Origin of the sequence: Streptomyces sp. NPDC059668 (assembly GCF_042734135.1) — a bacterium.
Taxonomy (GTDB): domain Bacteria; phylum Actinomycetota; class Actinomycetes; order Streptomycetales; family Streptomycetaceae; genus Streptomyces.
The window spans coordinates 56,965-79,549 of record NZ_JBHWEL010000013.1 but is presented as its reverse complement, the minus strand read 5'-3'; the positions used below and the strand labels follow the sequence as shown (position 1 = coordinate 79,549).

At 72.6% G+C, this 22,585-nt stretch carries 19 protein-coding genes; 10 read left to right on the top strand and 9 right to left on the bottom strand.

The genetic code is table 11. The annotated features are described in order from the left end of the window. Positions 1-16: 16 nt before the first annotated feature. A complete protein-coding gene (locus ACFV2J_RS12955) occupies positions 17-586 on the bottom strand; it encodes a CGNR zinc finger domain-containing protein (protein ID WP_385091277.1) in 570 nt (189 codons plus the stop codon). A gap of 129 nt (positions 587-715) precedes the next feature. Here ACFV2J_RS12955 and ACFV2J_RS12950 point away from each other — a divergent pair, with 129 nt between their 5' ends. The 5 genes from ACFV2J_RS12950 to ACFV2J_RS12930 all read left to right on the top strand — a co-directional run bounded on the left by ACFV2J_RS12950 (position 716) and on the right by ACFV2J_RS12930 (position 5,806). After that, positions 716-1,168 (top strand): VOC family protein, encoded by a 453-nt coding sequence (locus ACFV2J_RS12950; protein ID WP_385091274.1) that lies wholly within the window; start codon positions 716-718, stop codon positions 1,166-1,168. Positions 1,169-1,180: 12 nt separating this feature from the next. Further along, the gene (locus ACFV2J_RS12945) at positions 1,181-2,059 is read left to right on the top strand and encodes a pyridoxamine 5'-phosphate oxidase family protein (RefSeq protein ID WP_385091272.1); all 879 of its coding nucleotides are present in this window, start codon (positions 1,181-1,183) and stop codon (positions 2,057-2,059) included. 9 nt (positions 2,060-2,068) lie between these two features. After that, a complete protein-coding gene (locus ACFV2J_RS12940) occupies positions 2,069-2,581 on the top strand; it encodes an NUDIX hydrolase (protein WP_385091269.1) in 513 nt (170 codons plus the stop codon). A gap of 200 nt (positions 2,582-2,781) precedes the next feature. Beyond that, positions 2,782-4,554 (top strand): TIGR03767 family metallophosphoesterase, encoded by a 1,773-nt coding sequence (locus tag ACFV2J_RS12935; RefSeq protein WP_385091266.1) that lies wholly within the window; start codon positions 2,782-2,784, stop codon positions 4,552-4,554. Between the two features lie 115 nt (positions 4,555-4,669). Next, positions 4,670-5,806 (top strand): serine hydrolase domain-containing protein, encoded by a 1,137-nt coding sequence (locus ACFV2J_RS12930; RefSeq protein WP_385438571.1) that lies wholly within the window; start codon positions 4,670-4,672, stop codon positions 5,804-5,806. Between the two features lie 99 nt (positions 5,807-5,905). Here ACFV2J_RS12930 and ACFV2J_RS12925 read toward each other — a convergent pair whose 3' ends face one another. Together ACFV2J_RS12925 and pepN are read right to left on the bottom strand one after the other, a co-directional pair. Continuing rightward, the gene (locus ACFV2J_RS12925; RefSeq protein ID WP_385087088.1) at positions 5,906-6,958 is read right to left on the bottom strand and encodes a hypothetical protein; all 1,053 of its coding nucleotides are present in this window, start codon (positions 6,956-6,958) and stop codon (positions 5,906-5,908) included. 320 nt (positions 6,959-7,278) lie between these two features. Then, complete coding sequence (gene pepN, locus ACFV2J_RS12920; RefSeq protein WP_385087085.1) at positions 7,279-9,870, bottom strand: aminopeptidase N; 2,592 nt, start codon at positions 9,868-9,870, stop codon at positions 7,279-7,281. A 138-nt stretch (positions 9,871-10,008) separates the two neighbouring features. On the opposite strand from pepN, the gene ACFV2J_RS12915 reads away from it, so the two are divergent. Next, positions 10,009-10,665 (top strand): DsbA family protein, encoded by a 657-nt coding sequence (locus ACFV2J_RS12915; protein ID WP_385087082.1) that lies wholly within the window; start codon positions 10,009-10,011, stop codon positions 10,663-10,665. Between the two features lie 24 nt (positions 10,666-10,689). Here ACFV2J_RS12915 and ACFV2J_RS12910 read toward each other — a convergent pair whose 3' ends face one another. The 3 genes from ACFV2J_RS12910 to ACFV2J_RS12900 form a co-directional block, all read right to left on the bottom strand. Next, the gene (locus ACFV2J_RS12910; RefSeq protein WP_385087079.1) at positions 10,690-10,926 is read right to left on the bottom strand and encodes a hypothetical protein; all 237 of its coding nucleotides are present in this window, start codon (positions 10,924-10,926) and stop codon (positions 10,690-10,692) included. 80 nt (positions 10,927-11,006) lie between these two features. Further along, a complete protein-coding gene (locus tag ACFV2J_RS12905; protein WP_385087076.1) occupies positions 11,007-12,428 on the bottom strand; it encodes an FGGY family carbohydrate kinase in 1,422 nt (473 codons plus the stop codon). 38 nt (positions 12,429-12,466) lie between these two features. Continuing rightward, positions 12,467-13,507 carry a 2-hydroxyacid dehydrogenase gene (locus ACFV2J_RS12900; RefSeq protein WP_385087073.1) on the bottom strand — a complete coding sequence of 347 codons (1,041 nt, stop codon included), beginning with the start codon at positions 13,505-13,507 and terminating at the stop codon, positions 12,467-12,469. 97 nt (positions 13,508-13,604) lie between these two features. On the opposite strand from ACFV2J_RS12900, the gene ACFV2J_RS12895 reads away from it, so the two are divergent. Next, a complete protein-coding gene (locus ACFV2J_RS12895; protein WP_385438568.1) occupies positions 13,605-15,068 on the top strand; it encodes an FGGY-family carbohydrate kinase in 1,464 nt (487 codons plus the stop codon). After that, positions 15,065-15,721, top strand: a complete 657-nt coding sequence (locus tag ACFV2J_RS12890) for a histidine phosphatase family protein (RefSeq protein WP_385087066.1) — start codon at positions 15,065-15,067, stop codon at positions 15,719-15,721. The genes ACFV2J_RS12895 and ACFV2J_RS12890 overlap by 4 nt, the downstream gene beginning before the upstream one ends. 108 nt (positions 15,722-15,829) lie before the next feature. Here the strand turns inward: ACFV2J_RS12890 and ACFV2J_RS12885 are convergent, their stop codons facing one another. Both ACFV2J_RS12885 and ACFV2J_RS12880 read right to left on the bottom strand, forming a co-directional pair. Beyond that, on the bottom strand, positions 15,830-16,471 hold the full coding sequence (locus ACFV2J_RS12885) for a superoxide dismutase (RefSeq protein WP_385087063.1): 642 nt from the start codon (positions 16,469-16,471) through the stop codon (positions 15,830-15,832). A 131-nt stretch (positions 16,472-16,602) separates the two neighbouring features. Next, entirely contained in the window at positions 16,603-17,991 is a 1,389-nt protein-coding gene (locus tag ACFV2J_RS12880) for an amino acid permease (protein ID WP_385087060.1), read from the bottom strand. A 409-nt stretch (positions 17,992-18,400) separates the two neighbouring features. Here ACFV2J_RS12880 and ACFV2J_RS12875 point away from each other — a divergent pair, with 409 nt between their 5' ends. Further along, complete coding sequence (locus tag ACFV2J_RS12875) at positions 18,401-18,994, top strand: biotin transporter BioY (RefSeq protein ID WP_385087057.1); 594 nt, start codon at positions 18,401-18,403, stop codon at positions 18,992-18,994. Between the two features lie 182 nt (positions 18,995-19,176). Here ACFV2J_RS12875 and ACFV2J_RS12870 read toward each other — a convergent pair whose 3' ends face one another. Further along, entirely contained in the window at positions 19,177-19,899 is a 723-nt protein-coding gene (locus ACFV2J_RS12870) for a hypothetical protein (RefSeq protein ID WP_385087054.1), read from the bottom strand. A gap of 127 nt (positions 19,900-20,026) precedes the next feature. On the opposite strand from ACFV2J_RS12870, the gene ACFV2J_RS12865 reads away from it, so the two are divergent. Further along, on the top strand, positions 20,027-22,429 hold the full coding sequence (locus tag ACFV2J_RS12865) for a protein kinase (RefSeq protein ID WP_385438504.1): 2,403 nt from the start codon (positions 20,027-20,029) through the stop codon (positions 22,427-22,429). The last annotated feature ends 156 nt before the right edge of the window (positions 22,430-22,585 follow it).

Genomic DNA, 22,585 nt, shown 5'->3' with positions numbered 1-22,585 from the left:
CCCCCCGGACGCCGGCTCAGCCCACTTTCGTGCGCGCGTAGTGCCGGGACGCCTTCGCCCGGTTACCGCACCCCGCCATCGAGCACCAGCGGCGGGTGCCGTTGCGCGAGGTGTCGAGGAAGTGCAGGACGCAGGTCTCGTGGGCGCAGTGACGGATGCGGTCCGGGGAACCGCCCAGCAGTTCCAGGAGGTTGCGCGCGGCGAGCCAGCCGGGCCCCCACGCCGGGTCCTCGAACTCGGCGCGCTCGCCCGGCCCCTCGGGTGTCAGGGTGACCCTGATCCGCCCGTGCGCGAGGACGGCGTCGACCCGCTCCGCCCCCGTCAGGGGCGCCCCGCCGGTCCCCTCCCGCCTCTCCCGCAGGAACCCGTCCACCACCGCGCGCAGGGCGTCGCGTGCCTGGAGGGTGTGGCGCAGCGCGGTCTCGTCGGCCGGGAGGTCGAGCCCGTTGGCGGCCAGCCACACCGCCAGGCCCTCGGTGTCCGTGAGCAGGTCCTGGGGCACCCCCTCGCTGTTCCACCGGGTGTTGAGCAGGTCGAGGGCGAGCGGCTCCCCGGTGAGGGGGCGGGGGTCGGTGACGGCGGACACGGTGGTGCTCCCTTCGGCGGCTAACCGTTCAAGAGTAGATGACTGGTTGACGTTATCCACTCTAACCCTTAACCTCACTTAGAGAGGTTAGCCCCGATGTGGGGGTCACCGCCGTCCCGGAGGACATTCATGACACCGCGCACCGGCCATGTCGGCCTGAACGTCACGGACCTCGACCGCTCGCTCGCCTTCTACCGGGACGTGCTCGGCTTCGCCCTCCTCACCGAGGGCAAGGACGGCGAGCGCAGATACGCGTTCCTGGGGTCCGCGGACGGGGGCGGCGGTCCCGTCCTCACGCTCTGGCAGCAGGCGCGGGGACCGTACGGCGACGACCGCGCCGGCCTCCACCACCTCGCCCTCGAAGTGGACTCGATCGACCAGGTCAGGACGTACGAGACGGCCCTGCGTGGCCAAGGGGTCACGTTCGCCCACGAGGGCGTGGTCGCCCACCGCGAGGGCTCGGCGTCCGGCGGCATCTTCTTCCACGACCCGGACGGCACCCGGCTGGAGATCTACGCCCCGACCGGCGCCGAAGGGGCACCCGCACCGTCCGAGTCCACTCCGACCTGCGGTTTCTTCTAGACGGAGGGCGAGATGACCTACCACTCCGGCTCGCGCGCCGTACAGGACCGGGTCGGCGTGCGTGATCTCGCCGACCACGTGGGACAGGCGGTCGGCCAGGGCATCCGCCCGGTGGCGGCCGCCTTCCTCGAACAGCAGCCGATGCTGGTGGCCGGTGCGGCCGACCCGGCCACCGGCGCGGTGTGGGCCACGCTGCTCACGGGCCCGCCCGGCTTCGTACGGGCCACCGGCGTCCGGCAGATCTCGGTCACCGGCCGGCCCGGCGAGGGCGACCCCCTCGCCGCCGCGCTCGCCGCCGAGGGCACCCCCGTCGGCACGATCGCCCTCGACCCGCGCACCCGCCGCCGGATGCGCCTGAACGGCCGGTCCCGGCCCACCGCCCGCGGGTTCGCGGTGGAGGCCGACCGGGTCTTCGCCAACTGCCCGAAGTACCTCCAGCGCAGGGAGTCCTACGAGACGGTCGAACGCCGGCCGGGCGAGGCCCTCCGGTCCGACCGGCTCTCGCCCCGGCAGCGCGCCCTCGTCGAGGCGGCCGACACCTTCTTCGTGGCCACCGTCCACGCGCACGGCGCCGAAGCCAGCCACCGGGGCGGCAACCCGGGCTTCGTCCACGCCGACGGCCCGTCCGAACTGCGCTGGCGCGACTACCCCGGCAACGCCATGTTCCTGACCCTCGGCAACCTGGAGGAGGACCCGCGGGCCGGCCTGCTCTTCCTGGACTGGACGTCGGGAACGGTGCTGCGGCTCACCGGAACGGCCCGCGCGCGGTACGCCCCGGACGGGGAGCGCACGGTGCGCCTCACCGTCACCGAGGTCGTCGAGACACCCGCCGGCAGCCCCCTGCGCTGGTCACCGCCCGAATACTCTCCCGCCAACCCCTCCCTGCCGTAACGTCTGGGCATGCCGAAGCAGTTGAGGGTGGCGGCCTACGCCGTATGCGTGCGGGACGGGCAGATGCTGTTGGCCCGGTGGGTCGCCGGCGACGGGACCAGACGGTGGACCCTGCCGGGCGGTGGCATGGACCACGGCGAGGACCCGTACGACACCGTCGTCCGTGAGGTCGACGAGGAGACGGGGTACGCCGTCGAACCGGTCGCACTGCTCGGTATCGACTCCCAGCTGCGCACCCACCCGCGCCGGATGGGCGGCGCCACCGACTTCCACGGCCTCCGGATCGTCTACGAGGCCCGGATCACCGGCGGTGAGCTCCGTCACGAGACGGACGGCTCCACCGACATGGCGGCCTGGTACCCCCTCGACGAGGTGCCGTCGCTCGAACGGGTCGGACTGGTCGACACGGCCCTGGAGCTCTGGCGCGAACGACCGGCGACCGGGCGTACGACGCGGCCCGCGGGCCGGGCCGCGTCCGACCGCGATCCCGGTTCACTACCCCGGAAGATGAACACGGAGTGACCGCCTCCCGGCCGTCCGGGGAGAGCTCCATGGACGCGCAGGGTAGTCCAAGATCCACGTACGGTGATCGGTGTCGGGCGTTGCCGTCGAGTTAACGTCCAGGTCACCCCGGGTGCCAACGATCCAGTATGAGCGGGGAGTTACCGCAACGAGCCCCCCGCGACCACTGCCGACGCGTTCGCACTCGGGGAGATCGCGCCATGTCGCGCATACGCTCTGTCGCCACCGCCGCTGCCATGAACCGCCGTACCCTCCTCGCCGCCACCGGGGCGGTGACCCTGTCCGCGGGCATCGGCTACGCCCTGCGGCCCGACTCCGAGGCACACGCCGCCGACGCGGGCGGGGCGCACGCCGCCGGCACCGGCGAGGCGCCCGTCGCCGTCTCCCGCAAGGCGCCCCCCGCTCCTCTCGCGCCCTACGAGCGCGGCACCACCCTGCAGAGCGTGGCCGCCCCGCGCTCCGGCACCGGCGGTTACCAGCGGCTCGGCGACGGCCCCGCCTGGAAGCGGGTGGTGCGCGGCGAGCTGGCGTCGGCCAAGGCCGGCCGGGCCGAGCGGCGCACCGCGCTCGCCTCCTTCGTACAGTTCACCGACCTGCACCTGATCGACGTCCAGCACCCGCTGCGGCTGGAGTTCCTGCGCTCGGGCGCCGCGAACGCCTGGCGTCCGCAGGAGGCGCTGACCGTCGCGGGCGCCGTCTCGCTCGTCGAGCGGGTCAACTCGCTGCGGGGAGCCCCCGTCACCGGGTCCCCGCTGCACTTCGTGATCACCACCGGGGACAACACGGACAACAACTCCAAGACGGAGCTGGACTGGTTCCTGAAGGTCATGAGCGGTGGCCGCATCAGCCCCAACAGCGGTGACCCGCGCCACTACGAGGGCGTCCAGAACAGCGGCATCACGACGTACTGGCAGCCCGACGGGGCCGTGCGCGACGCCGACAAGCAGCGCGGCTTCCCGCACCTCCACGGCTTCCTGGCCGCCGCCATCCGCGAACTGCGCAGCCCGGGTCTCGCCCTGCCCTGGTACTCCACCGTCGGCAACCACGACGCGCTGCCGCTGGGCTGCTACCGGCACGGCGACTCCTTCCTCGCCGAGTTCGCCGTCGGCGGCAAGAAGCTGATGAGCCTGCCCGCCTCGCAGAGCGTCGACCTGCGCGCCGCCATCAAGAACGACAAGGATCCCAAGGGCACCCAGCTCCGGGACCTGCTCAAGGCGCACGCGCGGCAGCTCAGGTCGGTCACCCCCGACCACTCGCGCGCCCCCTTCACCCCCGCCGAGTACCTCAAGGCGCACCTCGACCCCGCGCACACCGGACCGGGCCCGGTCGGCCACGGCTACTCCGAGGCGAACCTCGCCGCGGGCACCCAGTACTACGCCTTCCGGATCGCCGACGACGTCATCGGCGTCTCCCTCGACACCACCGACCCGGGCGGCCACTACGAGGGCTCGGTCGGCACGGCCCAGCTGAAGTGGCTGGAGCGGACGCTGACCGAGAACAAGGACTCGTACGCGATCGTCTTCAGCCACCACACCAGCAAGTCCATGCGCAACCGTCGCAAGGACCCCGCACACCCCAGCGAGCAGCGCCACGGCGGCGAGGAGGTCGTCGCCGCGCTCTCCAAGCACCGCAACGTCCTGGCCTGGGTGAACGGCCACACCCACAAGAACGAGATCATCCCGCACTCCGCGCCGGGCAACGGGTCGTTCTGGGAGATCAACACCGCCTCCCACGTCGACTTCCCGCACCTGGCCCGCATCGTCGAACTGGTCGACAACAAGGACGGCACGCTCTCCCTCTTCACCACCCTCATCGAGTCCGCCGCCCCGCACCGCACGGACTTCTCCGACCTGAGCCAGACGGGCCTGGCGGCGCTCTACCGCGAGCTCTCCTTCAACGCGGCGGGCCGGAGCACCGTACTGAGCGGCACCTCGGGCGACCGCAACACGGAGCTCGTACTGAAGAAGGGCTGAATCCCGCCCAACCGCTCCAAGCCGCTCAACCCTCTCCTGATGCCCCGAGTCCCTCCCGCCGACGTGCTCGTCGGCCAAGAGGCGGAAAAGCGGAGAAGGGGAAGGCATGAAGCGGATGTCCGTACGGACGGAAGTGGTGGGGCTCACCGTGCTGGCGCTGGCGGCGGCCCTGGCGGGGACCGCGTCGGCGGCTCCCGCCGCGGCGGACCACGCCGCGACGGAGCGGGCCATGGAGGCCGCCGTGCGGTCGGGCGTCCCCGGCGTCACGGCGACGGCCGGGGACCGCCGCGGCACCTGGTCCGCCACCAGGGGCGTGGGCGACCTGAGGACCGGCGCGCCCCGCGGCGGGAGCGACCGCTACCGCGTCGGCAGCATCACCAAGACCTTCGTGTCGACCGTGCTGCTGCAACTGGAGGCGGAGGGGCGGCTGTCGCTGGACGACACGGTGGACCGGTGGCTCCCGGGCCTGGTCCGCGGCCACGGCAACGACGGCCGTGAGGTGACCGTCCGGCGGCTGCTCAACCACACCAGCGGCATCTTCGACTACACCGAGGACGAGGACTTCGTACGGACCTACTTCCTCAAGGACGGTTTCCTCCGGCACCGCTACGACACCAAGTCGCCCGCCGAGCTCGTGGCGATCGCGACGGCCCACCGGCCGGTCTTCGCGCCCGGCGCCTCCTGGAGCTACTCCAACACCAACTACGTCCTCGCGGGCATGGTGATCGAGAAGGTCACCGGCCACTCGTACGCGACGGAGATCGACCGGCGCGTCATCGCCCCGCTGGACCTGCGCGCGACCTCCGTGCCCGGCACCCGGACGACGCTCCCGCGCCCCAGCAGCCGCGCGTACTCGAAACTGGCCACGACGACGACCGGCCCGACGTACGACGTGACGACCCTGAATCCCTCCCTCGCCTCCTCCGCGGGCGGGATGATCTCCGACTCCTCCGACCTGAACCGCTTCTACTCGGCGTTGCTGCGCGGCCGGCTCCTCCCGCCCGAGCAGCTCAAGGAGATGAAGACCACGGTCGCGGTCGAAGGGGTCCCGAACGCCCGCTACGGTCTCGGCCTGATCGACCGCACCCTCGGCTGCGGCGTCCACGTCTGGGGCCACGACGGCGGCATCCACGGCTCGACCTCCTCGGCCACCACGACGGCGGACGGCCGCCACTCCCTCGCCTTCAACTTCAACGGGGACTGGTCGGGGGACGGCGACGCGGTGATCGACGCCGAGTACTGCCCCGAGTAGCCCGCCGCCCGGACCCCGGGCCGCGCCCGCACGCACGAGGAGGGGCCCCGGCACCCGGTGGCCCCTCCGCTCCCCTCCTGCCGCCGGACCGGTCCCTCCCTACCGGGGCAGCACCACGACATAGGCCGCCGGTTCGCGGTCGTTCGCCGCCATCAGGGCGGTCCGGACGACCGTCGCCTGCTGCTGGGCCGCGTCGCGGAGCTTCTTCGGCGTGACGTGGACGACGGTGATGCCCAGACGCTCCAGGTGCTCGCGCTTGCGGGCGTACTCCGACCAGAGGGCGTCCTCGTCCTGGCGGGGAGCCCGGGTGTCCAGCTCCAGGGCCACCGCCTGCTCCGGCCAGTAGGCGTCCAGACCGCCCAGGTGGGGGCCGCCCGGCAGACGGAGGTCCACGTTCCAGACCGGGTCGGGCAGGCCGCACTCACGGACCATGCGGTAGAGCCGGTCCTCCGCGACGGCCCGCCCCTCGGCCAGCAGGGAGTCGACGGCGTCCACCACGTGCGGCCGGCCCAGCAGCCGGGCCTGCGTCAACTCCCGCACCACCGCCGCCGGATCGCAGTGGCCGCCGCGCACCGCCTCGGTCAGCAGCCGGCGTACCAGGTCCGCGTCCGTCAGCTCCGCCACCGCGTCGGCGAGGGCGCGCGGGACCGGGGCGACCGGGACGCCGGTGACGTAGGAGGGGGCGGGAAGCGAGGCGGTGCGGACGATGCGGGCGCAGCCCTGCGAACGCAGCCGGCGCAGCCGGGGGACCAGGACGTCGATCCGATCGAGGGAGAGCAGCGACGGGGCCGATGCGAAGCCGTACAGGGTGAGGGCGGCGAGGCCGGTGATCAGCGCGTCCGAGTAGGGCTGGGGTGCGTGCGGCTCCTCGGCGCCGGGCTGGACGGGGATCGCGGTCGCGGGCGCCGTCGCGGGGGTGCGGGCGGCGAACAGCAGGACCGCGTGCAGGCGTTCCTCGGAGGTGGGCGGGCCGGCGTGGAGAAGGAAGACACCCGGAAGGAACTGCTGCCAGGGTCCGCCCGGCCGGCACTGCTCGCTCGCCCCGGCGGCGGTGACACCGCGGGCACGCAGCTGGGCGGTGGTCAGCACACGGCGCCGGACGTCGGAGAGGTGGCGCAGGGGGCGGGGGGAGAGCGGGGTGTTGTGGTTCATGCACGGGGGCTTTCCGCGCCCGATCCGTCCCCTAACCGCTGTTACACGCTCGTCGACAAATGCGGACAAGCTCGTCCTAAAGTACGGGCGTTCGACTGCCGAAAGGCGCTGGTCCGGATGGGGATTAGTAGGGGTTACGGCTCTGCATACCTGAATTTCGTAACCACCCGTACCGGTGGTGCGCACGGCAGGGCCACGACAGGGCCACGGCAGCGGTACGGCAGCGCAGCGGGGCACGGCAAGAGGGGCACCGGCCGGAACCGGTGCCCCTCTTGGTGCCGCGGGCCGGACCCCTCCGGGTCCGTCGGTGTCCGCCCGTCTCAGCCGGCGGCCGCCGCGTCGCGCCGCTGTGCGCGCAGCGCCCGTGCCAGGTCGTCGCGGGCCTCGATGACCAGGCGGCGCAGGGCCGGCGCCGCGCTCTCGTGCGCCGTCAGCCACGCGTCCGTCGCGTCCAGGGTCTCCTGGGAGTCCCGCAGGGAGGGGAACAGCCCCCTCACCACGTCCATGCCGATCTGGATGGACCGCTCGGCCCAGATCCGCTCGATGGCGGCGAAGTACTTCGCGGTGTACGGCGCGAGCAGCTCCCGCTGCGACGGCCGGGTGAAGCCCGCGATGGTCGCCTCCACGAGCGCGTTCGACAGCGCGTCCGACTCGACGACCTGGGCCCAGGCCTGGGCCTTGACCGCCGCCGACGGGCGGGCGGCGAGGCAGCGGACCTGGTGGCGCTTGCCGGAGGCCGTGTCGTCGCGGGCCAGCTCGGCGGCGAGCGCGGCCTCGTCGGCGATCCCGTGCGCGGCCAGCGGTTCCAGCAACGCCCAGCGCAGCTCCTGGTCGACGTCCAGGCCGTCGATCTTCGCCGTGCCGTCCAGCAGGTCCTGGAGCAGCCGCAGGTCGGCCCGTTCGGACGCGACCGCCGCGAAGAAACGGGCCCAGGTGAGCTGGTGCTGGCTGCCGGGCTCGGCGAGCCGGAGCTCCTTCTGGGCGCCCTCGGCGAGGAGCCGGCCGCCGGTCGCCCGCCAGTCCGGCGCCGCGTAGTGGGTGAGCGCGGAGTCGGCCCACGCGTGCAGCATCTGGAGCACGCCGATGTCGGACTCGCGGCCCGCGAAGCGCAGCACCAGGCCGACGAAGTCACGGGCGGGCAGCAGCCCGTCCCGGGTCAGGTTCCACAGCGCCGACCAGCACAGCGCGCGGGCGAGCGGGTCGGTGAGGTCGCCGAGCAGCTCCCGCAGCGTGGCCAGCGAGTTCTCGTCGAAGCGGATCTTGCAGTAGGTCAGGTCGTCGTCGTTGACGAGGACCAGCTCCGGGGCGTCGGCGCCGACGAGTTCCCCGACGACCGTGCGCGGGCCGTCGACGTCCGTCTCGGCGCGCGCGTAACGCACCAGGGGGCCGGGCTCCCCGTCCGGCCCGGTCTCGCGCCGGTAGAGGCCCACCGCGACGCGGTGCGGGCGCAGTTCGGGGTGCGACTCGGCCGCTTCCTGGAGCACGGACAGCTCGGCGACGCGTCCGTCCGCGTCCAGGATCACCTGCGGGGTCAGCGAGTTGACGCCGGCCGTCTGCAGCCACGCCCGGGACCAGGTGGCCAGATCGCGCCCGCTGGTCTCCTCCAGCGCCGACAGCAGGTCGCCCAGGCGCGTGTTGCCGTACGCGTTGCGCTTGAAGTACCGGCGCGCGCCCTCCAGGAACGCGTCCTGGCCGACGTACGCGACGAGCTGCTTGAGGACCGAGGCGCCCTTGGCGTACGTGATGCCGTCGAAGTTGAGCTTGGCGTCCTGCAGGTCGCGGATGTCGGCGGTGATCGGGTGCGTGGAGGGCAGCTGGTCGGCGCGGTAGGCCCACGCCTTGCGGCGGTTGGCGAAGGTGATCCAGCCGTCCTCGAAGCGGGTCGCCCCGACCAGCGCGAACGCGCCCATGAAGTCGGCGAAGGATTCCTTGAGCCACAGGTCGTCCCACCACTCCATGGTGACGAGGTCGCCGAACCACATGTGCGCCATCTCGTGCAGGATGACGTTCGCCCGGCCCTCGTACGACGCCCGCGTGACCTTGCCGCGGAAGATGTACTCCTCCCGGAAGGTGACGAGTCCCGGGTTCTCCATCGCGCCGAGGTTGTACTCGGGCACGAACGCCTGGTCGTACTTGCCGAAGGGGTACGGGTAGTCGAAGTGGTCGTGGAAGAAGTCCAGACCCTGCTTGGTGACGAGGAAGACGTCGTCCGCGTCGAAGTGGGGGGCCAGACCCTTGCGGCACATGGCGCCGAGCGGGATCTCCAGCGTCGTACCGTCGTCGAAGGTGCGGGAGTAGCTGTCCGTCACATAGTGGTACGGACCCGCCACGACCGCCGTGATGTACGTCGAGATCGGCTTCGTCTCGGCGAACTGCCACACCCCGTCGGTGAGTTCACCGACGCCGTTGCTCCACACGACCCAGCCCTCGGGGGCCCGCACCTCGAAGCGGAAGGGCGCCTTGAGGTCCGGCTGCTCGAAGTTGGCGAAGACGCGCCGGGAGTCCGCGGGCTCGTACTGGGTGTAGAGGTAGGTCTCGCCGTCCTCGGGGTCGACGAAGCGGTGCATGCCCTCGCCGGTGCGGGAGTACGCGCACTGGGCGTCGACCACCAGCTCGTTCTCCGCGGCGAGGTCCTCCAGCCGGATGCGGGTGCCGTCGAAGACCTCGCCGGGGTCGAGGTCCCTGCCGTTGAGCGAGACGGCCGTGACGCTCGGTGCGACCAGGTCGGCGAAGCTCGCGGCGCCGGGCTCGGCACAGCGGAAACGGATCGTGGTGACCGAGCGGAACGTGCGCGCCCCGGCCTCGGCGGCGCCCACGGCTGATCGCAGGTCGAGGGAGACCTCGTACCCGTCCACGGACAGCAGGGCTGCCCGCTCCTGGGCCTCGTCGCGGGACAGATTCTCACCGGGCACGGGCGGCACTCCCTCATGGCGTCATAGACATGTGTGAACAGGACCGATCCTCGCATGTGCACCTGACGGCGGGCACCCGGGAATGAGCCGGGGCATCCGTGGTGTTGGCCCGGAAAAGAGGACCCTTTGAGGAGAACCATGTCCGAGACCATCTCCGGCAAGACCCCCGTCGACTTCTGGTTCGACCCGCTGTGCCCCTGGGCCTGGATGACCTCGCGCTGGGTCCTGGAAGTGGAGAAGGTCCGCGACATCGAGGTCCGCTGGCACATCATGAGCCTCGCGGTGCTGAACGAGGACAAGCTGGACACGCTCCCCGAGGAGTACCGGGAGATGCTCGCCACCAAGGCATGGAAGCCGATCCGGGTGGTCACCGCCGCCTGGCAGAAGCACGGCGAGGACGTCCTCGGCCCGCTCTACACCGCGCTCGGCACCCGCATCCACAACCAGGGCGAGGGCCCGACCGTCGAGGCGGTCGCGGGCGCGCTCGCCGACGTCGGCCTGCCGGCCTCCCTGATCGACTACGCCGACCAGGAGGACTTCGAGTTCGACGCCGAGCTGCGCGCCTCCCACAAGGAAGGCATCGACAAGGTCGGCCAGGAGGTCGGCACCCCGGTGATCGCGCTCCCCGGCGACGACGGCGAGCAGATCGCCTTCTTCGGCCCGGTCGTCACCCCGACCCCGAAGGGCGAGGCCGCGGCCAGGCTGTGGGACGGCACGCTGCTCGTCGCCTCCACGCCCGGCTTCTACGAGATCAAGCGGACGCGGACGGCCGGCCCGGACTTCAGCAACCTCTGAGCCGGCGGCCCGGCGACCTCCGGTTCAGTCCGGCTCGGGCATCTTCTGTGGCGGGTCGAAGGGCTTGACCCGCCACGCGTGCCGGATGTTGCGGCAGTCGTAGTCGGTGCGGCCGCAGATCCAGTAGTCGTCGACGTAGGCGTGCGGAGTCCGGGCGTGCGTCAGTTCGCGGATGATGTCCCGTTCCCGGTCGTCCCGGGGCTGCCGGTGCGGCTGATCCGATCCGCACGTGTAGCAGGGATACGTCATTTCCCTAGGCATCCCGCCACAATGCACCGGAAGCCCCCATACCGTAAGACACCGCACACCACCGCGGCGCGGCGCGCCGCGGTGGCCCGGGGTCAGCGGCGGGCGCGTTCGCGGGCCCGTGCCAGCCTGCGCAGGTGGTCCTCGTACCCCTCGGCGTAGTACGCCGCACGCGTCGGATCGGGCCGCACCACCGCCGTCGGCGCCGTCCACGCGGCCCTGTCGAGAGCGATCCCGTGCCGCCCGGCGGCGGCGAGCACCGCGCCGCGCGCGCCCACCTCACCCTCGACCACCCGCAGCGGCCGGCCCAGGACGTCCGCGAGCAGCCGCATCCAGGCGGGGCTGCGGGTGCCGCCGCCGCAGACCGCCAGGGAACCCTTCAGACCCGCGGCCTCCAGACAGTGCCGGGCCGCGTAGCCGATGCCCTCGCAGACCGCGCGGACCAGGTCGCCGCGGGTGGACTCCAGTGAGACGCCGGTCAGCTCGGCCCGCAGCCGCGGCTCCACGAACGGCGCGCGTTCGCCGGACGGGGCGAAGTACGGCAGCACACGGACCCCGTTCGCGCCGGGCGGCGCCGCCTCCAGCAGCGCGTCCACCTCGTCGTGGTGGACCCCCGTCGTCGACAGCACCCAGTCCAGCGCCGCCGTGCCGACCATCGCCGGCATGGCGCGCAGCCAGAAGCCCGGCCGGTCGGTGGAGATGTACAGGCCGGCCGGTTCGCCGGTCAGGTCGAGGTCGGCCGTCGCCACCAGAGCGGCCAGGCAGGTACCGACGATCAGCAGGCCGTCGCCGGGCTCGGTCAGTCCCGCGCCGAGCGCGCAGGCGGCCAGGTCGTAGGGCCCGTTGGCGATCGGGGTGTGCGGCGGCAGCCCGCCGCCGAGCGTGCGTCCGACGGGCAGCGGATCGCCGACCGGCGGGAGCAGCCCCCTCCGGTGGCTCAGGCCGAGCAGGTCGACGACACGGTCGTCGTACGTCCGGGTGCGGGGGTCGAGGAACGGCATCGACGCGTCCGAGACATCGGTCGCCCGCACCCCGGTCAGCCGTTCGAAGACCATGTCCTTGCAGTACAGGGCCGTGGCCGCGGCGTCGAGGGACGCGGGCTCGTGACGGTCGAGCCAGGCCAGCAGCGGGCCGGGGGAGCCCGGGAACATCGCGCCGCCGGTACGCCGGAAGACCTCTTCGAAGGTGCCGTCCGCCAGCCACCCGTCGAGCAGCCCGTGGGCCCGGCCGTCCATCCAGGAGGCGGCGGCGCGCACCGGCAGGCCCTCGCCGTCGACCAGCCACACCCCGTCGCCCTGCCCGGTCAGCCCCGCCAGTTCCACCGGGCCGGGCACGGCGGCGGTCAGCGCGGTGAGCACGGCGACCACCGCCGCGTACACCTCCTCCATGTCCTGTTCGACGAGACCGCCGCGCAGGGTGAGGTCCACCGGCCGCGCCTCGACGGCCAGCGGACGGCCCCCGGAGTCGAAGGCCGCGGCCTTCACCACGGACGTGCCCACATCGACACCGACGTACATGCCGCCTCCTCAGGTCAACGCGTCGCTCGGTACGGGCCTCAGTCGAGGCAGTGCGCCAGTGGTTCCCCGCGGGTCCAGCGGCCCACCTCGGCCGCCGCGATCCGGGCCGCCTTCTCGGCCACCGCGCGGCTCGCCCCGCCCAGATGCGGGGTCATGACCAGCCGTCCGGAGGCGGCGAGGCCGAAGAGGGGCGAGCCGGACGGGACCGGCTCCCGCTCGTAGGTGTCGAGCGCCGCCGCCGACAGCCGCCCGCTGCGCAGCGCCTCGCACAGCGCGCTCTCGTCGACCAGCGGGCCGCGCGCCACGTTCACCAGCACGGCGCCGGGCGGCAGCAGCGCCAGCTCGCGGGCGCCGAGCAGGCCACGGGTCTCGGAGGTGAGGCGGGCGTGCAGACTGACCACCCGGGACAGGCGCAGCAGTTCGTCCAGCGAGCCGACCCGCAGGCCGTGCACCTCGCCGCGCACGTACGGGTCGTACACCAGGACCCGCGCGCCGAACGCCCCGAGCACCCGCGCGACCCGGCTGCCGACCGCCCCGTACCCGACGAGTCCGACCGGCAGGTCCTCCAGTTCGAGCCCCGCCCGCTCGTACGTGTAGTACGCCGCCCCGTCCCAGCTCTCCCGCCGGGCCAGGAGATCGTGCGCCCGCGGAATGCGCCGCAGGACCGCGAGGAGCAGCCCGACGGTGAACTCGGCGGTGGCCGCCGCGTTCCGGCCGGGCGCGAAGCACACCCGTACGCCGTGCGCGCGGGCCGCTTCGCGGTTCACGTTCACCGGACCGCCCCGGCACACGACCACCAGCCGCAGCCGGGGTGACGAGGCGAGGACCCGCTCCGTCACCGGCCCCATCTGGGTGACCAGGACGTCCGCGTCGGAGAGTCTGTCGATCAGCTCCTCCTCGGCGTCGCTCGCCTCCTCCACCTCGGCCACCGGACCGAACGGCTCCAACGGCCAGCCGAGCTTCAACTCATCCACGGAGCAAGGATGTTCACCGAGCGAGGCGCGTACCGCCTCGGCGATCAGGGAGGGCAGGACGAAGTGGTCACCGGCGGCCAGCACATGGACAGGTGTGGTCCTCACCGCAGCAGGTTCCCAGCCCACGCGGCGGCCGTACAGGAGGAGGAGTCGGTACGTTCGGGTGACGGTCCGATCGGGTGCGACGGCACGGGAGGTCCCGATGGAGGGTGACGGCACGGCCTGGCTGGGCGTCGACCTGGGTACACAGGGGGTCCGCGCCCTGCTCGTCACGGGCGACGGCACCGTCCTCGGCCGCGGCACGGCCCCGCTGGGCGGACGGCGCGCCGGGGTGCGGCACGAACAGGATCCGGACGCGTGGTGGGACGCGGTGTGCGCCGCGTCCCGGGCCGCGCTCGCCGGCCGCCCGGCGGCGCGGATCGGCGGCCTCGCGGTGTGCTCCACCTCCGGCACGGTGCTGCTCACCGACGGTTCGGGCCGCCCGCTGACACCCGGCCTCATGTACGACGACGCTCGCGCGGCGGCGCAGGCCGGGCGGGCCAGGGAGGCGGGCCTGCGGGTGCAGAACGGCTGGGGGCTGCCGAAGGCGATGTGGCTGGTGGAGGAGTACGGGCCGGCCCGCCTCGCCCACCAGGCCGACGTGATCGTCACCCACCTCGTGGGGCGTCCGGCGCCCACCGACTCCGGTCACGCGCTGAAGACGGCCTACGACCTGGAACACGACACCTGGCCGTACGCCGCCCTCGCCGGACTCGGCCTGACCGCCGGCCTGTTGCCCGAGGTCGTCCGGCCCGGCAGCGTCCTCGGCACGGTCCACACCGGGGCCGCCGAGCGGACCGGCATCCCCGCCGGTACACCGGTCGTCGCCGGGACGACCGACGGCTGCGCCGCCCAGATCGCCTCCGGCGCCCTGCGCGAGGGCTCCTGGAACGCGGTGCTCGGAACGACGCTCGTCCTCAAGGGTGTTGCCCCGCACCCGGTACGGGACGACACCGGAGTGTTGTACAACCACCGTTCCCCGGACGGTAGTTGGCTGCCGGGCGGGGCCTCGGGAGTCGGCGCGGGCGCGTTGCGGGCAGCCTTCCCGGGCGCCGATCCGGCCGCCCTGGACCGGGCCGCCGCCGCCCACGAACCCGCGTCGGTCCTCGCCTATCCGCTCGTCTCACCCGGCGAACGTTTTCCCTTCCTGGCCCCGGACGCCGTCCCCTTCGTCCTCGGCACCCCCGCCTCCGACGCCGACCTGTGGGCCGCCCTCCTCCAGGGCGTCGGCCTCGTGGAGCGCCTCTGCCTGGACTACCTGCACCACCTGGGCGCCCCCCTGGAGGGCCCGCTCACCCTCACCGGCGGCGCCGCCCGCAGCCCCTACTGGAACCAGCTGCGCGCGGACATCCTCGGCCGTCCGGTCCGCGTCCCCGAACAGACCGAAACCGCCCTGGGAATGGCCGCGTTGGCCGCGTACGGCACGGGCGGCGCGGCCACCCTCGCGGACGCCGCCGCGCACATGGTCCGGGTCCGTACGGACCTCGCCCCGCGCCCCGCCCGCACCGCGCGGTTCGCCGACCCCTACGCACGCCTGATCGACGTACTCGAAGAACGCGGCTGGCTGCCCGCTTCCGTCGGAGCGCACGCACGCGCCCGCCTCGACCTGGATACTGCGGGGTCATGAGGACGACGCACACCACCGACGACGCCACGAGCCCCGGGACTCCGGCGAGCGCCACCCTGCTGCTGGCCCGGCACGGCCAGACCGTCTGGCACGCCGAGAACCGCTACGCCGGGGTGAGCGACGTGGCCCTCACGGACGAGGGCCGCGCCCAGGCGGAGGCCCTCGGCCGCTGGGCCGCCGCCCATCCCGTCGACGCCGTGTGGACGTCGACCCTCTCCCGGGCCGCCGCCACCGCGGCCCCCGCCTGCCGGGCCCTCGGCCTCACCGCACACCGTGAACCCACCCTGCGCGAATGCGACTTCGGCGTCGTGGAGGGCCGTACCCTCGCCGAGTTCGAGGCCGACAACCCGGCCCGCGCGAAGGCCTACCGGTCGGACCCGGTGTCCTACCCCTTCCCGGAGGCGGAGGACCCCCGGACCGCGGCGGCCCGCGGCACCGCGGCCCTGCGCCGTATCGCGGCCGCCCACCACGGCGAACGTGTCCTGGTCGTCGCCCACAACACCCTGCTGCGCCTGGTGCTGTGCTCGCTGCTCGGCATCCCGCTGGGGGAGTACCGCAGGGTCTTCCCCCGGCTGCGCAACGCGGCGCTCACCGAACTCCGGATGACGGACGGGGCAGCCGCGCTGCTGTCGCTCAACGTGCCGTGCGCGTGAGCCGTGGGAGAGCCCCCGCGCGGCAGGTCCGCACGGGGGCTCTCCGTTTCTCCGCCTGCCGCGTGAAGGGTGAGAAGACGATCACGAGCAGGACGTCTCGCCGGGCCTTCAGGAGGCCGGCAGCAGCACGTTCGCGCGGGACCTGGCGGCGGCGTAGCGGCGCGCCACGTCCTGCCAGTCGACGACCCGCCACATGGCCTCGACGAAGTCGACCTTCTGGTTCCTGTACTGGAGGTAGAAGGCGTGTTCCCAGGCGTCGAAGACGAGGATCGGCACCGAGCCCTGGCCCACGTTGCCCTGGTGGTCGTAGATCTGCTCGACCAGGAGGCGCCCGCTCAGCGGCTCGTAGGCGAGGACGCCCCACCCGGACCCCTGGGTGGTCGCGGCGGCCTTGGTCAGCTGTGCCTTGAACCCGGCGAAGGAGCCGAACGACTCGGTGAGGGCGTCCGCGAGCTCGCCGACGCCGTCCGCGGCGAGCGGCTCACCGCCTCCGTCGCCGGTCATGTTCGTCCAGTAGACGCTGTGCAGGATGTGACCGGACAGGTGGAAGGCGAGGTTCTTCTCCAGGCCGTTGACCGCGCCCCACGACTCCTTGTCGCGTGCCTCCGCGAGCTGCTCCAGGGTGTCGTTGGCCCCCTTCACGTACGCCGCGTGGTGCTTGTCGTGGTGCAGCTCGATGATCTCGGGACTGATCACCGGCGCGAGCGCGGAGTAGTCGTAGGGCAGTTCAGGGAGTGTGTAGACGGGCATGGCGGGGTCCCCTCCAAGCTTATTGCAACAGACTTGCAACTACACGCTAACAGCAAAAGGCCCCCGTGCGGGGCGCACGAGGGCCTTTCGGGAGTGGCGGGTGCCGCGGGGGCGACGGGTGTGGTGGGGCCTCAGTTCCGGGCGCGCATCCGCTGCCTGGTGTACCCGGCGGCCGCCAGGAGCAGCGTCATCCCGCCCGTGGAGTACAGCTGCACCCGGGTGTCGGGCTCCCTGGCCATCAGGACGAGGATCGCGGCCATACCGGCCAGCGCGACCCAGGTCAGGGCGGGGAAGAGCCACATCCGTACGACCAGCTTCTCCGGCGTCTCGCGCTCCACCGCCCGGCGCAGCCGCAGTTGGGAGACCGCGATGAAGATCCAGACGACCAGGATCACCGCGCCGATCATGTTCAGCAGCCAGGGGAAGACGTCGTCGGGCCGCCAGTAGCTCAGCAGGACGCAGACGAAGCCGAAGACGCAGGAGACGAGCACCGCGACGCGCGGGACCCCGGCCGAGACCATCCCGAGGGCCTTCGGGCCCTGGCCGCGCTCCACCAGCGAGTAGGCGATGCGCGAGGAGCCGTAGATGTTGGCGTTCATCGCCGAGAGCAGCGCCACCAGCACGACCACGTTCATCAGCTGGCCGGCGCCGGGGATGCCCAGCCGGTCCAGGGCCGCGACGTACGGACCCTGCTCGACGACCGCCTTCGAGTCCCACGGCACCAGCGTCACGATGACAGCCATCGAGCCGATGTAGAAGAGCGCGATGCGCCACATCGCCGTACGGACGGCGCGCGCGACGCCCTGGACCGGGTTCTCCGACTCGGCCGCCGCGATGGTGACCGTCTCCAGGCCGCCGTAGGCGAAGACCGACGCGAGCAGACCGATGACCAGCCCCTCGCCGCCGTGCGGCAGGAAGTCGGCCAGGTTGGCGGTGCCCGGGGAGTCCGTGCCGGGCAGCACCCCGGCGATGGCCAGCACGCCGAGGACGAGGAACAGGCCGATCGCGCCGACCTTGAGCGCGGCGAACCAGAACTCGAACTCGCCGAAGTTCTTCACGGCGGCGAGGTTCGCGGCGCAGAAGACCACCATGAAGAGGGCGACCCAGCCCCACTCGGGCGTACCCGGCAGCCAGCCGGTGACGATCTTCGCGGCGCCGATGCCCTCCAGGCCCACGGCCGTGCACAGCAGCACCCAGAAGGACCAGCCGGCGGTGAAGCCGGCCCACGGACCCATCGCGCGCTCGGCGTGTGCCGAGAAGGAGCCCGAGGACGGGTGGGCGGCCGACATCTCGCCGAGCATCCGCATCACCAGCATGACGAGCAGACCGGAGACGGCGTACGCGATCACGATCGACGGTCCGGCGGCGGCGATGCCCGCGCCGGAACCGACGAACAGGCCCGCGCCGATCACCCCGCCGAGGGCGATCATCGACAGGTGGCGCTGCTTGAGGCCGTGGGAGAGCGGGACGTCCGCGGCGGCCGGGGTACCGGGCGGGGCGTCGAGCGTGGTGCGGGACATGAGAGCGGTGGTCCCTTACAGGGGAGGGGGCAAAACGCCCACAGTCTGGGCGGCCCCTCCGCTCCGGGGCAGCCCCTGCCCACCATACGGACGCGGACGATACGGAGTGTGACACTCCGCTCACCTGTCCGTCCCGCCGCGCCGCGGGCCGGGACGCCGGCCGGACGGGCGCCGAGTCCCGGCCGGACGATTTGGCGGGACCCTACAGCGGCAGCTCGCCCCGGCTCCGTAGCAGAAACGATCCCACCTCAGTGACCAGTGTCACGCTCCGGCAGGTGTATGCCGCACTTTTGTGAGAGGTGCACCAAGCCGCCGATCCCCGCTTTGTCGATCACTGATGGTGATCCGCTCAGGGCCCCTGGGATAGCGTCACCGTGTCCCGCAGCCCCTGTCACCCGCCGGAGTCCCCATGAGCACCGCTGCCGTCACGTCCCGCACAGGCATCCGCCCCGGCGAGGTCCTCGCCGACCTGCTCCCGGCCTCCCGCGTCCGGGACGCCGCCCTGGTGCTCGGCGGCGCCGCGCTCACCGGGCTCGCCGCCCAGATCTCCCTCCCCGTGCCGGGCTCCCCGGTACCGGTGACGGGCCAGACCTTCGCCGCCCTCCTCGTGGGCACGGCCCTCGGCGCCGGCCGCGGCTTCCTCTCGCTGCTGGTGTACGCACTCGTCGGCATGGCCGGCATGCCCTGGTTCGCCGGCGGCGCCTCCGGCTTCGCGGCTCCCTCCCTGGGCTACGTCCTCGGCATGGTCCTCGCCTCCGCCGCCGTGGGCGCCCTCGCCCGCCGCGGCGCCGACCGCTCCGTACTGCGCACGGCCGGCGCGATGCTGCTGGGCGAGGCGATCATCTACGCGGTCGGCCTCCCCTACCTGGGCGCCTCCACCGGCATGTCCTTCGGCGCGACCATCGCGGCGGGCCTCACGCCGTTCCTGATCGGCGACGCCCTGAAGGCGGCGCTGGCGATGGGCCTGCTGCCCACGGCGTGGAAGTTCCTCGACAAGAAGTGACGTCACGGGCCTGACGTGACGCCAGGGGCCCCGAGTCAGTGATTCCCGCGGAAGAGGTTCGCCGGGTCGCCACGCGACCTCCGGTCCGGCGAGCCTCTTCCGCGTTTCTGTATTCCCGCGGTCCCGCCGCTCCACGGTTCCGTCGCTCTACGGTTCCGCGTCCCTGCGGATGTCCCGTCGGGTCAGGACGGCTGCCGCCGAGGCCGCCGCTGGGACCACCACAGCCCCGCCGCGCCCACCGAGACGAGCGCCGCCCCCGCCGCACCGAGCGGCAGAAGGTCACTTCCGGCGCCGGTCCTGGGCAGTTCGTCGCCACCGGGCGACACCGGCTTGTTGGTGGTGTCGAGCAGCAGCGGGGTGGTCGGGGCGTTGGGCGACGGGTTCGTCGCCCCGAACGGCACCGGGCCCTGCTGCCAGAACGTCTTCTTCCCGGTGCTGTCCTGGACCGGAAGGCAGATCTTCCCGGTCCGGCTCAGATCGAAGGTCGCGTCGACGGCGTACGATTTCGACTTTCCGGCCGCGAGATTGCCGACGTCGCACACGAAACCGCTGTTCGACCCTTTCGGAAGATCTTTGTCGGCCATGGCGGAACATCCCTGAACACCCTTGACCTGCAAGCCGTCGAAACCGACCACCAAAAGGCGGATCGCACCGCTTTCCTTGGTCCCCTCGTTCTTCACCGTGGCGGTGATCGACGTCTTGTGCGAACTGTTGTCGACCGAGATCTTCGTGGGCAGCGTGGTGGTCGGCCGCACGCCCGCGGGTGCCGGATCTACGGCCTTTCCTCCCTTGCTGCTCCCCGGTCCCTGATCGTCCGCGACGGCTGTGAAGGAAAGGATCATCACGGCCGAGAAAGATGCCGTGAGCAGCGATCCCGCGATGGTCGTCGTGTGACGAGAACTCATGTTCGTCCCCCTTGGCTGCGCCTGAATTCGCAGTACTTGAAGAGGTACCACAAGATTTCTCCGCACTATGCTGGTACGGCATGAAGTGTGACCATTGTGTTTCCTGTGTGACGGACGTTTATGGCGGATGTCGAGGGGGTGCGGGAGATTGACGGGGAATGCGAGTGGTGGTGTTCCGGGGTTATTGGTGACGGGTAGATATCGGCTGGCCGAGAGCATCGGACAGGGGGGAATGGGACGGGTCTGGCGGGCCACCGACGACGTGCTCGACCGGCAGGTCGCGGTCAAGGAAATGCGCATAGACGGACTCGACGCGGAGGACACCCGCACCCGCCGCGAACGCACCCTGCGCGAAGCGCGGGCCACGGCTCGGATCGACCATCCCAACGTCGTACGCATCTACGACGTCGTGGACGAGGGCGAACGGCTGTGGATCGTGATGGAACTGGTCGCCGGCCGCTCACTCGAACAGGTGGTGGCCGCGGACGGCCCGCTCGACCCGCCCAGCGCGGCCCGTATCGGCCTCGGACTCGTCTCGGCACTGCGCCAGGTGCACGCCGGGGGAGTGCTGCACCGGGACATCAAGCCGGGCAACGTCCTGATCGAGCGGCGCGGTCAGCGTGTCGTCCTCACCGACTTCGGCATCGCCGCGCTTCAGGACGCCGAGGCGCTCACCATGGTCGGGATGCTGGTCGGTTCTCCCGACTACATGGCGCCCGAGCGCATCTCGGGGCGTCCGCAGGGCCCGCCGTCCGACGTGTGGTCCCTCGGGGCGACGCTCTGCGCGGCACTCGGCGGCCGTTCCCCGTTCTCCCGCTCGACCACCCTGGCGACGCTGCACGCCGTCCTTTACGAGGAGCCCGAACTCCCCTCCGTCGAGGGCGGCTTGAGGGACGTCCTGGCGGCGCTCCTGGAGAAGGACCCGTCCACCCGCCCCGGCCTGGAGGAACTGGAGACGGCGTTGTGGCCGATCGCGTTCGCGGCGCCGGAGCCGGCACGGGAAGGGACGCGGGCACCGGATGCCGCGGCCTGCGTCCCGCCGGTCTACGAGGAGTCCCCCACGCCGGTGTTCCTGGACCCGCAGCTGATACGAGAGGCACGGCGCCGTCCGCCACGACCGGAGCCGGAGCGGGAGCCGGAGCCGGAGCGGGAGCCGGGGCCGGAGCGGGAAACGGAGACTGAGCCGCAGGAGCCGCAGGAGGCTAAGAAACAGGAGAGGGAACAGCCGCGGGAGACGGAGCAGGGTCAGCAGCCGGAGGAGGAACGCGCACGCGTGCCCGACCCGGTTCCCGGCCCCGCGCCGGACTCCGGCTCGGAACCCGCACTCGATCCCGGCACCGCAATCGATCCCGGTCCGACCCCCGCCCCCGCCCCCGCCCCCGATCCTGATCCCGAGCGCGGGTTCGATCCCGCTCCCGAGGTCGATCCCGTGCAGGACGCCATTCCCGCGCGGTACCTCCCGACCCGGAAGCACTCACCGGACCCGGGTGAGCCCCCGGGCGAGGAACGGGCGACAGCCGCCCCCGAGACCCGCGCCCCCGAGACCCGCGCCCAAGTGACGCAAGCTCCGGAGACGCCGGCCGCCACTCTCACGGAGCCGTCCGAGCCCCTTGTCCCCACCCACACCGCCACTCCCACGGCTGTCTCCACGCTCACCCCCAACGCCTCCACCGAGGTCCCCACGGAGCTGCACTCCCAGGCCAGCTCGGAGATCTCCCCGGCCCCTCCCACCGCCACCCCCACCCCCTCTGCCTCATCCGCCCCGCCATCCGTCCCGTCGTCCACTCCGCACTCGCCCGCCTCCCTCGCCTCGCACCCCACCGCTCACCGCCCGGCCCCCGTACCCATGCCTCCGGGTGAACTCCCCGGCCCCGCGGTGCCATCGGCTCCCGGCGATCGCGGGCGCCGTCGGACGGCACTCGTCGCCGCCGGTGGGGTGGCGGTCGCGGGAGCCGTCGTGGGGATCGTGATCGCGTTGAACGGCGGGTCGTCCCACGACACCGCCGGCGTGACGGCGTCGTCGTCTTCCCCGAGCGGCGCGCGGACGCCGTCCGGTGAACCGTCGTCCCCGCGTCCCACCGTCGACGGCACGTCGCGACCGCCGAGCCTGCCCGCGGGGGCCCGCGAGGAGGCCGGCCTGTACGCCTGGGTTCCGCCGCAGGGCTGGCAGCGGGTGGCGCAGAGCGGCTCCGAGGTGCACTACACCTCGCCCGACAGCGCGCAGGAGATCGTGGCCAACGCGACCCCGGCCAAGGGGGACCTGCTGGCGCAGTGGCAGCAGGCGGAGGGGGACACCAGCAAGGGGCTGGACTACCGGCGGATCCGGCTGGAGCGGACGACGTTCCGGGGGGAGCCCGCGGTCGCTTGGGAGTACACCGTCATGGCCAGGGGCCGGCTCTGGCACGTCCGGCTGCTGGGCTTCCGGTCCGGCGGCACGTCGTACGAGATCAGCACCTGGTACCACCCGGACATCGAGTCGGCCGCGCTGCGTGTCTACGACGAGGTCAGGAAGAGCTTCACACCGCTGTGAGCCACTGTGTGTGCCTGCGGGCGGCTGGGCGGCTGTGCGGGCGTGCGGAAAGGGGCGGGGGGGGGGGCGCGCGCGCGGCCGCGGCGGCCCCCCCCGGCGCCCCTCGCGCGGCCGCCCGCGGGGCGGCCGGCACCGCCGCCGCCCGCCGCGCGCGCC

Excerpts from the sequence above, each read along its gene's own strand:
- ACFV2J_RS12950 (WP_385091274.1), top strand. The coding sequence starts at position 716 with ATGACACCGCGCACCGGCCATGTCGGCCTGAACGTCACGGACCTCGAC.
- ACFV2J_RS12945 (WP_385091272.1), top strand. The coding sequence starts at position 1,181 with ATGACCTACCACTCCGGCTCGCGCGCCGTACAGGACCGGGTCGGCGTG.
- ACFV2J_RS12940 (WP_385091269.1), top strand. The coding sequence starts at position 2,069 with ATGCCGAAGCAGTTGAGGGTGGCGGCCTACGCCGTATGCGTGCGGGAC.
- ACFV2J_RS12935 (WP_385091266.1), top strand. The coding sequence starts at position 2,782 with ATGTCGCGCATACGCTCTGTCGCCACCGCCGCTGCCATGAACCGCCGT.
- ACFV2J_RS12930 (WP_385438571.1), top strand. The coding sequence starts at position 4,670 with ATGTCCGTACGGACGGAAGTGGTGGGGCTCACCGTGCTGGCGCTGGCG.
- ACFV2J_RS12925 (WP_385087088.1), bottom strand. The coding sequence starts at position 6,958 with ATGAACCACAACACCCCGCTCTCCCCCCGCCCCCTGCGCCACCTCTCC.
- ACFV2J_RS12915 (WP_385087082.1), top strand. The coding sequence starts at position 10,009 with ATGTCCGAGACCATCTCCGGCAAGACCCCCGTCGACTTCTGGTTCGAC.
- ACFV2J_RS12910 (WP_385087079.1), bottom strand. The coding sequence starts at position 10,926 with ATGCCTAGGGAAATGACGTATCCCTGCTACACGTGCGGATCGGATCAG.
- ACFV2J_RS12905 (WP_385087076.1), bottom strand. The coding sequence starts at position 12,428 with ATGTACGTCGGTGTCGATGTGGGCACGTCCGTGGTGAAGGCCGCGGCC.
- ACFV2J_RS12895 (WP_385438568.1), top strand. The coding sequence starts at position 13,605 with ATGGAGGGTGACGGCACGGCCTGGCTGGGCGTCGACCTGGGTACACAG.
- ACFV2J_RS12890 (WP_385087066.1), top strand. The coding sequence starts at position 15,065 with ATGAGGACGACGCACACCACCGACGACGCCACGAGCCCCGGGACTCCG.
- ACFV2J_RS12885 (WP_385087063.1), bottom strand. The coding sequence starts at position 16,471 with ATGCCCGTCTACACACTCCCTGAACTGCCCTACGACTACTCCGCGCTC.
- ACFV2J_RS12880 (WP_385087060.1), bottom strand. The coding sequence starts at position 17,991 with ATGTCCCGCACCACGCTCGACGCCCCGCCCGGTACCCCGGCCGCCGCG.
- ACFV2J_RS12875 (WP_385087057.1), top strand. The coding sequence starts at position 18,401 with ATGAGCACCGCTGCCGTCACGTCCCGCACAGGCATCCGCCCCGGCGAG.
- ACFV2J_RS12870 (WP_385087054.1), bottom strand. The coding sequence starts at position 19,899 with ATGAGTTCTCGTCACACGACGACCATCGCGGGATCGCTGCTCACGGCA.
- ACFV2J_RS12865 (WP_385438504.1), top strand. The coding sequence starts at position 20,027 with ATGTCGAGGGGGTGCGGGAGATTGACGGGGAATGCGAGTGGTGGTGTT.